Origin of the sequence: Chryseobacterium sp. BLS98, assembly GCF_001045445.1 — a bacterium.
Taxonomy (GTDB): domain Bacteria; phylum Bacteroidota; class Bacteroidia; order Flavobacteriales; family Weeksellaceae; genus Chryseobacterium.
Map to the genome: position 1 here is coordinate 305,604 of NZ_LFNF01000005.1, position 12,782 is coordinate 318,385.

Here is a 12,782-nt window from a genome sequence, read left to right on the forward strand (position 1 = left end):
ATTTAATCATTAATCCTAATAAAAAACTCCGCTGGATGGCAGAGTTCTGTTTATACTATTTCACTTGTTAATTCCCTTGAAAGTAATTTTTCATGCATGGGCTTAAGAAGATCCATTGATCCTGTTTTCACCGTGCATTTCCCCTTGTAATGAACCAATATGGTACATTGCTCGGCCTGCTCCAGCGTATGTTTACAGATCTCGACCAGGCAATCTATCACATAATCAAAGGTGTGAATATCGTCATTATGAAGCACCAGCTTATATACTTCATCGGTATCATCCAAAACCAGCACTTCTTCTTCATACTGGCGTTTCGGATCTTCATAATCTTTTATATTGTTAAAAGAAATCATTTCTATTTTTTTAAACTTCTCCTATTTTATCGGCCAGGTCATTAAGAACATTCGGGCCTTCATATACCAATTCCACGAGCTCTACACTCTTATTATTCATTTTCAGAATTTTAAAGTGATAGTTTTCCAGGTCAAATTCATCATTTTCTTCAGGAATATCTTCCAGTGCATGCAGAATAAATCCTGCCAGTGAATTGTATTCACTTTCTTCGGAAAGAGGCAGCTTTTTAGGCAAATGCTCATTAATCTCGTCCAGCGGCTGTGTCGCCTGAACCCAATAAATATTGTCACCCATTTTATCTACCAACTTGTCCTCATCGTCCTCTTCATCCTGAATTTCTCCTACAAGCTCCTCCAGAATATCTTCCAGGGTTATAATACCTTCTGTTCCTCCAAATTCATCAATAACGATCGCAAGGTGCTGTTTTTTCTGCTGGAAAATCTTCAGGAGATCTGAGATCTTTTTGCTTCCGACTACAAAGAATGCATCACGCATCAATTCTTTTAGATCTTCATGATTAAGCTCTCCTTTTCTTTTCACAAATTCCCTGATGATCTCTTTTGTATAAAGAACTCCAATTATATTGTCGATAGAATCTAGATATACAGGAATACGGGAATAACCGCTATCCATGATCTTGTTGATAATTTCATTGATATCTTCTTCAAAGTCAATAGACGTGATATTCTGTCTTGGAACCATGATCTGCTTGGCGGAATGATCTGTAAAATCAAATGCATTCTTGATAATTTCATAGTTCTCTTCTTCAATTTCACCACTGTCCGCACTTTGTTTTACCAAAAGCTGAAGCTCTTCTGTAGAGTGAATTTCCTGTTCTGAAGCCGGATGTATTTTTACCAATCTTAAAAAAGTATTGGACATCAGGTTCATCAACCAGATAAAAGGTTTGAAGATCGTATAAAAAACTCTTAACGGCACTGCTGTAGCCATTGTCGTTGACTCAGATTTTCTAATGGCAATTGATTTTGGGATAAGTTCCCCGAATACAATATGCATCACCGTAATCAGTACAAAACTGGTCACCACTGAAATCGTGGTAATTGTTGTTTGGGTTAAATCCACATTCAAAGAATGGAAGATGCTCTCTACCACATGATGCAGAGCGCTTTCACCTACCCACCCCAACGCAAGGGATGCCAATGTAATACCAAGCTGTGTAGCAGAAAGATATTCATCAAGATGCTTGATAATATGCTCTGCCTGTTTCGCCATAGAGTTACCTTCGGCGGCTTTTAACTGGATTTGTGAGTAACGAACTTTAACAATTGAAAATTCTGCGGCTACGAAAAAGCCATTGAGTAAAACAAGAAATAAGGCTAGCAAAAGCCTGACTATGTCCGAGTCCATTTAGAAATTGTATAATATTTTAGTTTACAAAGATAGATAAAATATAAATAACAAAAAAAGCATCGACAATATCGATGCTTTAATAATATGTTAAAATAATTCTTTTACGAATTTTTCAAAGCTTCCGCTCCTGAAACGATCTCAAGGATTTCGTTTGTAATAGCAGCCTGTCTTGCTTTGTTGTAGAAGATCACAAGATCGTTCTTTAAAGCCTGGGCGTTATCTGTAGCTTTGTGCATGGCAGTCATTCTCGCTCCGTGCTCTGATGCAACAGAATCTAAAACTGCTTTGAAAACCTGAGTTTTGATTGCTTTAGGAATCAAATTGTCCAGGATTTCGTTTCTGTTAGGCTCAAAGATATAATCTGTTTCTACCTGAGTTTCTTCAGCTTTTTCAGCCATGGAAATCGGAAGAAGCTGTTCAGCAGTTACTTCCTGGGTAGCAGCATTAACAAATTTGTTGTAGATCAGATAAACTTCATCAAATTTGCCTTCTCTAAAGCTGGTCATTACTCCTTCAGTAACATGAGCTACTGTATCAAAGTTTAAATTGTCAAAAACAGCACTTTCGTTGGAATATACTGCACGGGTTCTTCTTACCGCATCAAAAGCTTTTTTACCGATGGTAAGAACTTCAACTTCGTATTGAGACTTATCTCTAAACTGGTTGTTAAGCTCTTTTACAATAGATGAGTTGAAAGCTCCTGCAAGACCTCTGTTTGAAGTAACAGCGATGAAAAGAATTCTTTTCACTTCTCTTTTTTGAGCATAAACAGAAACCTGATCAGGATCAGAGCTAGAATTTACATTCTGGATAATTTCCTGCAGTTTTTCAGAATAAGGTCTAAGCATTACGATTGCATCCTGTGCTTTTTTAAGCTTGGCCGCGGAAACCATTTTCATAGCACGGGTAATTTGCATCGTAGATGAAATTGACGTAATTCTGCCTCGTATTTCTTTTAAGTTTGCCATTAATTTGGGTTCAAAGTGTATGGTCTAAAGTTTAAGGTTCAGAAGAGGTTCCAAACCTTAAACAATGAAGATTTTAGTTATATTTAGAAGCTAAATCGTTAGCTGCCTGCTTAAGGACGTTGGTAATATCGTTATCGATTTTACCAGCTTTAATAGCCGCCATTGTATCAGGGTGCTTAGATCTCAGGAACTCGATATATTCTACCTGAAATTCTTTTACTTTTCTGATAGGAACGTTTCTTAAAAGGTTCTCTGTTCCTGCGTAGATCATAGCCACCTGACTGTCTACCGGAAGTGGAGAGTTTACCGGCTGCTTAAGGATCTCAACGTTTCTTTCTCCTTTAGAGATTACCGCTAAAGTAGAAGCATCAAGGTCAGAACCGAACTTAGCGAACGCTTCCAATTCTTTATACTGAGCCTGGTCTAATTTAAGAGTACCAGATACTTTTTTCATTGATTTGATCTGAGCGTTACCTCCTACTCTGGATACAGAGATCCCTACGTTAATTGCAGGACGAACCCCTGAGTTGAATAGATCTGATTCAAGGAAAATCTGTCCGTCTGTAATAGAGATTACGTTAGTTGGAATATACGCAGAAACGTCACCAGCCTGAGTTTCGATAATCGGAAGAGCAGTTAATGAACCGCCACCTTTTACGATTGGTCTTAAAGACTCAGGTAAATCGTTCATTTGGCTAGCAATTTTGTCATCAGCGATAACTTTTGCAGCTCTTTCCAATAGTCTTGAGTGAAGATAGAAAACGTCTCCAGGATAAGCTTCACGGCCCGGTGGTCTTCTCAATAGAAGAGAAAGCTCACGATACGCTACAGCTTGCTTGGATAAATCATCATAAACGATCAATGCCGGTCTACCAGTGTCTCTGAAGAACTCACCGATAGATGCACCCGCCATTGCAGAATATACCTGCATTGGAACTGGATCTGAAGCATTAGCCGCAACGATTACAGTGTATGCTAAAGCACCTTTATCAGAAAGGGTTTTAACGATTTGTGCTACGGTAGAAGCTTTCTGACCGATTGCAACATATATACAATATACAGGTTTACCTGCATCAAAGAATTCTTTCTGGTTGATGATCGTATCGATTGCAACAGTAGTTTTACCTGTCTGTCTGTCACCAATGATAAGCTCTCTCTGACCTCTTCCTACAGGGATCATAGAGTCGATAGCAACGATACCTGTCTGTAAAGGTTCAGTTACCGGCTGTCTGAAGATAACTCCAGGAGCTTTTCTTTCCAATGGCATTTCGTATAAATCCCCAGTAATAGGACCTTTACCATCGATAGGGTTACCAAGAGTATCCACTACTCTTCCTAACATTCCTTCTCCTACTTTGATAGAAGAGATTCTGTTTGTTCTTCTTACTGTATCTCCTTCTTTTACTAATTTACTTTCACCAAGTAGAGCAACACCTACGTTGTCTTCTTCAAGGTTAAGTACAATACCTTCTACATCACTAGAAAATTTCACCAACTCTCCGTATTGTACGTTTTCTAACCCGTATACACGAGCAATACCATCACCGATGGTTAAAACTGTACCTACTTCCTCAACGTTGGATTGAGTATCGAAGTTGGCCAATTGCTGTTTTAAGATCGCAGATACTTCTGCCGGATTTATTTCTGCCATTGTATGGTTGTTTTTTCTTTAATTTAATTGAAAGTCTTTTTTAACCTGATTAAGTTTTGTCTTTACAGATGCATCGATCTGCTGATCACCTACTCTTAGAATATAGCCTCCTAAAATATCAGGCTTTACATTTAAACTCAGATCAAAGTTTGAATCTGATTTTACCAGATTGGTAGATCTTAGAATCTGATCAAGGTTATCTTTAGAAAGCTGAGTCGCCGTAGTAAGAGTTATTCTCTGTACACCGTTGATATCCTCTACTTTATTGATAAACTCCTGAGCAATATTTTTCAGTTGGCTTTCACGTCCGTGCTTGATCACTAATCTGATCAGGTTTTGTGAAGAAACTGAAAAATCTTTAAAGATCTGGTCTGCTACCTCTATTTTCTTTTTTGCATCAATGTAAGGTGTAAGGAAGAATTTATTCAAATCTGCAGATTGAGACATGATCTTCTTTACATCTTTCATTTCAGAAAATACAGCAGCGGTCTGGCCTGTTTCATTGGTGAAATCAAGCAGTCCCTGTGCGTATCTTTTAGCTACTTTAGATGTAAGCATTCTTAGTTAAGGTTAGATTTGTTTAAATAATTTTGAACTAATTCGTTTTGAGCTTCGTTGTTATCCAACTTCTGCTTAAGGATAGATTCAGCAATGTTTACAGATAAAGCACCGATTTGAGTTTTGATGTCTGCCATAGCAGCATTTTTCTCAGTCTGGATAGTCTGCTTAGCCGCTTCAATCATCTTGTCTCCTTCGTTTTTAGCAGCATCTTTAGCCTCACCTACGATTCTATCTTTAATTTCTCTGGCTTCTTTAAGGATAGCATCTCTTTCGATCTTAGCTTCACGAATAATTCTTTCGTTATCCTCTTTTAAAGTCTCCATCTCTTTTCTGGCCAATTTAGCCTGATTAAGAGCATCAACAATAGAAGTTTCTCTGTCGTTGATCGATTTTAAAATAGGTTTCCAGGCAAATTTACCTAACAAAAATAATAATGCTAGAAAAATAACAGACTGGATAATAAATAATCCTGATGAAAACTGGTGAATTAATTCCATTATATAAATGTATAAATAATTATTACTTTTTTCTTTTTTAAATTAACATTGCTGCAGCCAACCGCTGCAACAATGTTTTTTTGTTTGGCTTATGATGCGAATAACGCAGCAAATGCAACACCTTCTACTAGTGCAGCTGCAATAAGCATAGCAGTTTGGATTTTTCCAGATTGCTCAGGCTGTCTAGCGATAGCTTCAAGAGCAGCAGCTCCGATTTTACCAAGACCGATACCTACACCAAGTACGATAAGACCGCCACCAATAATTCTAGGGATTTCCATAATAAATATAATTTAAAAAATTGTTTTTAATATTTTAAGCTTCAAACTTGTTCTTTATTAATGAGCAGCATGATGTTCGTGCTCATGCTCTTCTACAGCCATTCCGATGAACAGTGCAGAAAGCATTGTAAAGATATAAGCCTGAAGGAATGCTACCAATACCTCGAGGATATAGATAACTAAAGTTAAGAATGGGAATGCAACTCCGGCAATCCAGTTCTTGAAGATATAAATTGATCCAATAAGCGTCATTACAACGATGTGTCCTGCCGTCATGTTGGCAAAAAGACGAATCATCAATGCAAAAGGCTTAGTTAAAGTTCCTAATAATTCAATTGGCAACATGATGAATTTCATTGGAACAGGAACACCTGGCATCCAAAAAATATGTTTCCAATAATCTTTATTAGCCGAGAACGTAGTAATTAAATAAGTAAGGATGGCAAGGAAGAATGTCATGGTAATATTACCTGTAACATTGATTCCGAAAGGCATCAAACCTAAAACGTTTAAAAGTAAGATAAAGAAAAATACAGTTAATAAATAACCCATGAACCTTTTATACTTGTGCCCGATGTTTGGAATAGCAATTTCGTCTCTCACAAAAATAATCAAGGGCTCTAAAAATCTTGCAGCTCCTGTAGGAACAACGGATTTCTTGTATGATCTTGCCATTCCTGTAAATAACACAAACATTAAAAGTGAAACCAGGAAAATGATCAGTACACTTTTAGTAATGGAAAGATCTAAAGGTTTTTCATTGGTAGGATGACCGTCTTTATCTAAAGTTAAAGTTCCTGCTGCATCAGTCTTGTAAATTTTTTCGTGGTGCAATTTATAATAAGAACCATCTACTTCAGTTGTTTCACCATGCATGAAACCTTCTTTACTATTGCTCATGAAGGCATGAAAACCGTTATCATAAAAAATAACAGGAAGAGGAAAACCAATGTGGTGACCATCTTTATCCACCATCAATGTAAAATCGTGAGCATCCAACAAGTGATGAGTGATGAACTCCTTGTTTTCTTTAGTTGCTTTGTCTTTCTCAGAAAGCTCTTGAGCAGGAGCTGTCCCGGCAGTGGCCTCACCATGCTGTGCAGACACTAGGTTTAATACAAAAATACTGTAGAATAAAACTGCGAATTTCTTAAACATTGATAGGTTTTTTTCGTTGTGCAAAAATATAATATTTTTTCTATTTTCAATAAATAATTTTACTGTTTTTTGTCATGATTAATTAGCTTAATCGCATAGTACGTAAGCAGTGTTGTCAGGACGAAATATGGCAATATAAAGTGAAATTTATAGCCCGGAATCACTTCAAAGTTTAATTTTTTACGAATTAGATACATTAAACCGAATTTTAATAAGATAAGACCAATGACAGACAGCCCTAAAAACTGTGGTACAGTTCTATTAATTATATTAACAAGAGTAATCATCATCATAAACATTACACTTAAAAAAAGATAAAATTTAACAATAATAATCTCATCCAAGTGAAAAACAAATTTCCAAAGAGAAAAATGGATCAGGAAGGTTAGAAAGAATAATACCGTGACAAGAATATTTGGATTCAATTTCATTATAAACTATTTTCAACCTCCGTAATTATAAGGTTTATTTTAACTGATCACAAAAATAGACTTTTTCTATCGTATTTTCGTACGATTTGATTTTTATCATTTTTTGCATATATATAATATTACGCATCCTAAGACTTTGGATATGCCTAAAAATTCCTTATTTTTGCAAACCTATAATTTACAATACATATGTTTAATAGTTTACAGGATAAATTAGACAAGGCTCTACATAATATTTCCGGACGCGGAAAAATCACAGAGATCAACGTAGCGGAAACCGTAAAGGAAATCCGTAGAGCGCTGGTAGATGCTGACGTTAACTATAAAGTTGCAAAAGATCTTACGAAAAGAGTTCAGGATAAAGCTTTAGGACAGAACGTTCTTACTTCTCTTACTCCGGGACAGCTGATGACGAAAATCGTTCATGACGAATTGGTAGATCTCATGGGAGGTTCTCAGGAAGGAATCAATCTTTCGGGAAAACCTACCGTAATTCTTATTGCCGGTCTTCAGGGTTCGGGTAAGACGACTTTCTCCGGAAAACTTGCCAATTATTTAAAAACAAAAAGAACCAAAAAACCTTTATTGGTTGCCTGTGACGTTTACCGTCCTGCAGCGATTGATCAGCTTAAAGTATTGGGGGGCCAGATTGGAGTTCCGGTATTTACAGAGGAAGGTTCAACCAATCCTTCTACCATTGCTGAAAATGCGATTAACTTCGCAAAAGCAAATGGTCATGATGTAGTGATCGTGGATACAGCAGGACGTCTTGCTATTGATGAGCAGATGATGAACGAGATCAAGTCCGTACATTACTTCATCAAGCCTCAGGAAACTTTATTTGTAGTAGACTCCATGACCGGTCAGGATGCCGTAAATACTGCAAAAGCATTCAACGATGCATTAAACTTTGACGGTGTTGTTCTTACCAAATTAGATGGTGATACAAGAGGGGGCGCTGCTTTAACCATCCGTTCTGTAGTTGAAAAACCGATCAAATTTATTTCTACCGGTGAGAAAATGGAAGCTTTGGATCTTTTCTATCCAGAAAGGATGGCAGACAGGATTTTAGGAATGGGAGACGTTGTTTCCCTAGTGGAAAGAGCTCAGGAGCAGTTTGACGAAGAAGAAGCTAAAAAACTACACAAAAAAATCGCTAAAAACGAATTCGGTTTTGACGATTTCCTGAAACAGATCAACCAGATCAAAAAGATGGGTAATATGAAAGACCTTATGGGAATGATTCCGGGGGTTGGAAAGGCAATCAAAGACGTTGAGATCAGTGACGATGCTTTCAAGCATATTGAGGCTATCATCTACTCTATGACGCCTGACGAAAGAAGAAGACCTTCTATCATCAATACCCAGAGAAAACAGAGAATTGCAAAAGGAGCAGGAAGAAAGATCGAAGATGTGAATCAGCTGATGAAGCAGTTCGAGCAAATGGGTAAAATGATGAAAATGATGCAGGGACCTCAGGGCAAACAGATGATGCAGATGATGAGCAAAATGCCAAATATGCCAGGCATGGGCGGAATGATGGGAAAATAACAGTACCTAATACAAAAACGATAAAAAAACTCTCAGAAATTTCTGAGAGTTTTTTATTTTTTATTTGAATTTATATCCTAATCCGATCTGGAAGAAATTCATTTTCAGTTTTTCGCCGTTTACAGGATCTTTGATCATATTGGTAAGACCGAAGCTGTAACGCGCATCTACAAATAATCCTTTGTATACATTATAGTCAGCGCCTAAAACCAAACCGAATTCAGCAGACTTAAGGTTATCATCAAAATTCTTTTCAAGGAATTGTTCACCTTCATTGACAGCCTGTTGATTGGCCATTCCTCCTGATACATCAATATTTACTTTCGTATTTGTTCTAAAGCTTACAAAAGGACCTGCATATACTCCAAGTTCAGGAGTAGCATAATATCTTGCAGTTACAGGAACCACAATCCTGTTGAAATTGAATTTTTCTGTAACGGTAATTCCCATTGTTGAAACTTCAACCTTTCCACCCAGATTTGCATACTGAACTTCTCCCTGTACAGCAAATTTATTGTTGAATTGATGCTCTACCAAAGCGCCAACATAGAAGCCTGATTTAGATTTCAGACCTCCACTTACGCCTTCAAACGCGTCAAGATCGTCATTTGAGTTCAGTTTTGATAAGGCATAGCCAGCTTTTACACCGAATTTTGTCTGCGCATTCATTCCTGCACAAAAAGCAAGAGCTGATGCCAATAAGATTTTTTTCATGGTTATTTATTTAAAAAATGTTTTCAAAGATAAAAAAAGCCCTAAAATAATTAGGGCTTCTATGTTTACAAATGCTTTGTTAATTACTTAGCAAATACATATTTAACTCCGAAAGTTACGGAAGATAAATTTAAACCGAAGTTATAGTTGTTAGTTGCATCACCATCTTTTGGCTTATAGTTGCTGTAACCGAACTCTCCAATTGTAGCTTCGATAGACCAGTTTTTGTTTAGGAAATAATCCAAACCTGGCTTCACAGTAACACCAACCTGAGTATATTTAGCTTCAGTAGAAACTGAAGTTGTAGATGTAGTGCTTCCTGTAGTAACTACTGAATTACTCTCTGTTTCAGTTTTTCCGAACTGCATTGGCACTGCCAATTGTCCGAAAATATATAACTTGTCAGATAAAGTCCAATATTTTCTTACGAAAGGAGCAACAACAAAAGCAGGCTTCTTAGTGATATCCTCGCTTACAACTGTAGCACCTGGCAATGTTGTAGTAGTTGTTTCAGTTGTTTTTTCAGTTTGGTAACCAACTCCAACTCCAACTGCAAGGTTTGTTCCTACGAAATATCCAACTGTAGGTAATACGTTGAAGTTTTCTTTCTTGTAGTTCCCGTTATCACTTTCTACTTGAGAATACCCAACAGAACCTGATAAATATGCAGTACCTTTAGCAATCTGTGCATTAGATAAACCGAAAAGTGCAACAGCACCCGTTAATAATAATTTTTTCATTTTAAAAAATTTTAATACTTTCTGAGGACAAATTTACAGTGGGTCCCGCTAATATTAAAATTTGTTAATGTGATTAATATCATTGATCAATATTGGCTTTTTACAGGAATAAAACATAATAATAGTACTGTTTTGATTTTTTCACAATTTTATGAATAAATACATTATAATTTACTAATTGAAGAGTGATATAGTTAACTTTTTTAATTTGTTAGATTTATTAATACTATCCATTTTTTTGCTTCTAACAATTTAAAATGTTAATATATAAATCATTACTTGTTAAAATAAAATTAAAATACTGCTTTAAAGCAGCATTAATATTATCCTTTTTGTTAGTTTTTTCCTTTATTATGCAGATACATAACAATTGTATGTTCCTTTTATCCCGAATACAGCCCCTGCAGTCACAAAATGTCCGGAAGGGAACGGTGTTGTCACCAGAAAATACATTCCTGTTTTCTGACGTGAATCAATTAGCTGATTTACATTAATATCAAATGTCCATTTATAACGTGGAAAACCTTCATATTTCGCTCCGGTAAGATAAAGCATACAGTTAGAAGCCTGTATAAATGCTGTATTTTTAAGTGCTAGATTTTCATTATTAATAAGACCTATATCATCCATATATTCAGTTCCTTCTGAAAGATGTCTTTCCAGTAATAAATTCCCGTCTTTATCATAGAGTTTGTACCACCCGCTGCAAACTCTTGATATCACACCTTTAGAAGTAGGATTCTGTGCTGCAAGTTTGGTACTTAGCTGAACTTCTTTGCTTCCTGCAAATTGCAAATAATCGTAAGTAGTCGTATTTTCAAGATAATCTTTCAAACTGTAAAATTGTGCATCCTTTACAATTTCATTATTAGTATAAGTTAATGTAGAGGCTTTTCCATCTACTTTGTATGAAACTTTTACATCCTTATTCTCTGAAGAAGTTATTTCTTCATTCATCTGATCAGACTGGCAAGATAATGAAGTCAAAAGAATGGATACAGCCAGTGCAGCTTTAATTTTTTTCATGGTTCAATTTTTAAGTTAATGATCAGCAAAAATATATCCCTAAATTGGGATAAAGAAAAAGAAAAGCATGACTTTTATCACAAAATAAACTAAAAAACTCCGGCTTAAAAGCCGGAGTTCTGAATTATTTTTTACTTTTTCTTATTTAATGAAGAAATTGTATCCAAGATTAATAGCACCTACATTCCAGTTTGCTCTATACCAACCGTAGTCACGTTTATTGCTGATTGTCTGGTAACCTAAATAAAGTTCACCTTTTGCCATCTGGTAACCAAACTTAGGCTGTGCATAGAAACCACCGTCTACCCCATCTTTTACAGAAATTCCGTATCCAAGGTCTAATCCTACAAAAATAGGTGCTCCTGAAAACTTATATTTTCCGGAAACCGCTACAGGAATAAATCCGAAATCATCAAAATGGTCTTTTCCAAAGAAATGAGAATATCCTGTTGCCACCCCAAGGTCAAGTCCTTTTGTAATATTCCACATATAAGCGGCATCTACTCCTAATGTAAATGAAGAGGCATCGCTGGCATCTCCTACCGGAATACCGATATGACCGCCCAGTTTAAAACCTTCCTGCGCCTGTGCAGCACCGCCCAGCAGCGCAAAAGCACCTAGTAAAAATAACTTTTTCATTTTTTAAATAGTTTGATTGATGCCACAAAATTACTAATTATTTTTATTATTAACATAAAATTAACAGCAGAGGTTTATTGAAAGAAAAGAAGCGGGCCAAATTTGGCCCGCTTCTTATTTTTTACAAGTTCTGAAAAATTAGTTTCCTCCGAATTTGAAACCAACACCTACCTGAAAGAAGCTGTTAGTCAGTTTTCCATCTCCGGAATCCTTAGCTAAATTAGAAACTCCCATGTTGTATCTGGCGTCGAAAAACAGACCGTTTTCCAATGCATACTCAGCACCTAAGAAAGGAGCAATATTCAGAGTATTAACCTGGTCTTTAATGTCTCTCTCATCATCTGCAGAAATTTCGAATCCAGGAATCATTCCCAAACCAAGATCTGCTACAGTTTTTGTCTTTGCAGAAATGATAAGTCCGAAACTCGCTCCGGCAGAAACTGACAAACCTTCAGTAATAAAGTATTTAGCAGAAACAGGAATCAAAATAGTCCCGAAAGTGGTCTTGTTCTTAATGTTAAAGAATGTACCTTCCTCTTCTACTTTTTCAGTGATTTTACCTCCCAGTGGCGAGTATAAAACTTCCCCCTGAAGAGCAAACTTATCACTTAGTTTATGCTCTACCAAAGCACCAACATAGAAAGTGTGTGAAGGATCTGTATTTTCAGAATCCCCGTTGTCTTTAAATTTTAAAGTTGAAAGTGAGTAACCAGCTTTAGCTCCAAATCTTGTTTCTTGAGCACTTAGATTAGCGCTAACTACAGCCGCAACTGCAATAAGTAAAAATTTTCTCATGATTATTTTTTAGTATTCGATGGCAAAACTAAGCTTTTTTTT

The 12,782-nt window shown here is 36.3% G+C and carries 14 protein-coding genes; 1 reads left to right on the forward strand and 13 read right to left on the reverse strand.

Going from position 1 to position 12,782, the window contains the following annotated elements:
- Positions 1-50: 50 nt before the first annotated feature.
- The 8 genes from ACM40_RS18750 to atpB form a co-directional block, all read right to left on the reverse strand.
- Positions 51-356: an ATP-dependent Clp protease adaptor ClpS gene (locus ACM40_RS18750; protein ID WP_048504308.1), complete on the reverse strand. Its 306-nt coding sequence runs from the start codon at positions 354-356 to the stop codon at positions 51-53.
- A gap of 10 nt (positions 357-366) precedes the next feature.
- On the reverse strand, positions 367-1,725 hold the full coding sequence (locus ACM40_RS18755) for a hemolysin family protein (RefSeq protein ID WP_048504309.1): 1,359 nt from the start codon (positions 1,723-1,725) through the stop codon (positions 367-369).
- A 104-nt stretch (positions 1,726-1,829) separates the two neighbouring features.
- Positions 1,830-2,696, reverse strand: a complete 867-nt coding sequence (atpG, locus tag ACM40_RS18760) for an ATP synthase F1 subunit gamma (protein ID WP_048504310.1) — start codon at positions 2,694-2,696, stop codon at positions 1,830-1,832.
- Positions 2,697-2,769: 73 nt separating this feature from the next.
- Entirely contained in the window at positions 2,770-4,347 is a 1,578-nt protein-coding gene (gene atpA, locus ACM40_RS18765) for a F0F1 ATP synthase subunit alpha (protein ID WP_048504311.1), read from the reverse strand.
- A gap of 18 nt (positions 4,348-4,365) precedes the next feature.
- Entirely contained in the window at positions 4,366-4,905 is a 540-nt protein-coding gene (gene atpH, locus ACM40_RS18770; RefSeq protein WP_048504312.1) for an ATP synthase F1 subunit delta, read from the reverse strand.
- A 2-nt stretch (positions 4,906-4,907) separates the two neighbouring features.
- On the reverse strand, positions 4,908-5,405 hold the full coding sequence (locus ACM40_RS18775; RefSeq protein WP_034725377.1) for a F0F1 ATP synthase subunit B: 498 nt from the start codon (positions 5,403-5,405) through the stop codon (positions 4,908-4,910).
- A gap of 89 nt (positions 5,406-5,494) precedes the next feature.
- The gene (gene atpE / locus ACM40_RS18780; protein ID WP_040994829.1) at positions 5,495-5,686 is read right to left on the reverse strand and encodes an ATP synthase F0 subunit C; all 192 of its coding nucleotides are present in this window, start codon (positions 5,684-5,686) and stop codon (positions 5,495-5,497) included.
- 57 nt (positions 5,687-5,743) lie between these two features.
- The gene (gene atpB, locus ACM40_RS18785; protein WP_048504313.1) at positions 5,744-6,844 is read right to left on the reverse strand and encodes a F0F1 ATP synthase subunit A; all 1,101 of its coding nucleotides are present in this window, start codon (positions 6,842-6,844) and stop codon (positions 5,744-5,746) included.
- A gap of 620 nt (positions 6,845-7,464) precedes the next feature.
- On the opposite strand from atpB, the gene ffh reads away from it, so the two are divergent.
- Entirely contained in the window at positions 7,465-8,826 is a 1,362-nt protein-coding gene (gene ffh / locus ACM40_RS18795; protein ID WP_048504315.1) for a signal recognition particle protein, read from the forward strand.
- 60 nt (positions 8,827-8,886) lie between these two features.
- On the opposite strand, the gene ACM40_RS18800 is transcribed toward ffh, so the two are convergent.
- The 5 genes from ACM40_RS18800 to ACM40_RS18820 all read right to left on the reverse strand — a co-directional run bounded on the left by ACM40_RS18800 (position 8,887) and on the right by ACM40_RS18820 (position 12,740).
- Positions 8,887-9,540 carry a porin family protein gene (locus ACM40_RS18800; RefSeq protein ID WP_048504316.1) on the reverse strand — a complete coding sequence of 218 codons (654 nt, stop codon included), beginning with the start codon at positions 9,538-9,540 and terminating at the stop codon, positions 8,887-8,889.
- A gap of 83 nt (positions 9,541-9,623) precedes the next feature.
- Positions 9,624-10,280: an outer membrane beta-barrel protein gene (locus tag ACM40_RS18805; protein ID WP_048504317.1), complete on the reverse strand. Its 657-nt coding sequence runs from the start codon at positions 10,278-10,280 to the stop codon at positions 9,624-9,626.
- Between the two features lie 351 nt (positions 10,281-10,631).
- Positions 10,632-11,306 carry a hypothetical protein gene (locus ACM40_RS18810; protein ID WP_048504318.1) on the reverse strand — a complete coding sequence of 225 codons (675 nt, stop codon included), beginning with the start codon at positions 11,304-11,306 and terminating at the stop codon, positions 10,632-10,634.
- Positions 11,307-11,447: 141 nt separating this feature from the next.
- A complete protein-coding gene (locus tag ACM40_RS18815) occupies positions 11,448-11,945 on the reverse strand; it encodes a hypothetical protein (RefSeq protein ID WP_048504319.1) in 498 nt (165 codons plus the stop codon).
- Between the two features lie 138 nt (positions 11,946-12,083).
- Positions 12,084-12,740: a porin family protein gene (locus tag ACM40_RS18820; protein ID WP_048504320.1), complete on the reverse strand. Its 657-nt coding sequence runs from the start codon at positions 12,738-12,740 to the stop codon at positions 12,084-12,086.
- Positions 12,741-12,782 lie beyond the last annotated feature (42 nt).

Bases quoted from the DNA above. Each gene is read 5' to 3' on its own strand.
- ACM40_RS18750 (WP_048504308.1), bottom strand. From the start codon at position 356: ATGATTTCTTTTAACAATATAAAAGATTATGAAGATCCGAAACGCCAG.
- ACM40_RS18755 (WP_048504309.1), bottom strand. From the start codon at position 1,725: ATGGACTCGGACATAGTCAGGCTTTTGCTAGCCTTATTTCTTGTTTTA.
- atpG (WP_048504310.1), bottom strand. From the start codon at position 2,696: ATGGCAAACTTAAAAGAAATACGAGGCAGAATTACGTCAATTTCATCT.
- atpA (WP_048504311.1), bottom strand. From the start codon at position 4,347: ATGGCAGAAATAAATCCGGCAGAAGTATCTGCGATCTTAAAACAGCAA.
- atpH (WP_048504312.1), bottom strand. From the start codon at position 4,905: ATGCTTACATCTAAAGTAGCTAAAAGATACGCACAGGGACTGCTTGAT.
- ACM40_RS18775 (WP_034725377.1), bottom strand. From the start codon at position 5,405: ATGGAATTAATTCACCAGTTTTCATCAGGATTATTTATTATCCAGTCT.
- atpE (WP_040994829.1), bottom strand. From the start codon at position 5,686: ATGGAAATCCCTAGAATTATTGGTGGCGGTCTTATCGTACTTGGTGTA.
- atpB (WP_048504313.1), bottom strand. From the start codon at position 6,844: ATGTTTAAGAAATTCGCAGTTTTATTCTACAGTATTTTTGTATTAAAC.
- ffh (WP_048504315.1), top strand. From the start codon at position 7,465: ATGTTTAATAGTTTACAGGATAAATTAGACAAGGCTCTACATAATATT.
- ACM40_RS18800 (WP_048504316.1), bottom strand. From the start codon at position 9,540: ATGAAAAAAATCTTATTGGCATCAGCTCTTGCTTTTTGTGCAGGAATG.
- ACM40_RS18805 (WP_048504317.1), bottom strand. From the start codon at position 10,280: ATGAAAAAATTATTATTAACGGGTGCTGTTGCACTTTTCGGTTTATCT.
- ACM40_RS18810 (WP_048504318.1), bottom strand. From the start codon at position 11,306: ATGAAAAAAATTAAAGCTGCACTGGCTGTATCCATTCTTTTGACTTCA.
- ACM40_RS18815 (WP_048504319.1), bottom strand. From the start codon at position 11,945: ATGAAAAAGTTATTTTTACTAGGTGCTTTTGCGCTGCTGGGCGGTGCT.
- ACM40_RS18820 (WP_048504320.1), bottom strand. From the start codon at position 12,740: ATGAGAAAATTTTTACTTATTGCAGTTGCGGCTGTAGTTAGCGCTAAT.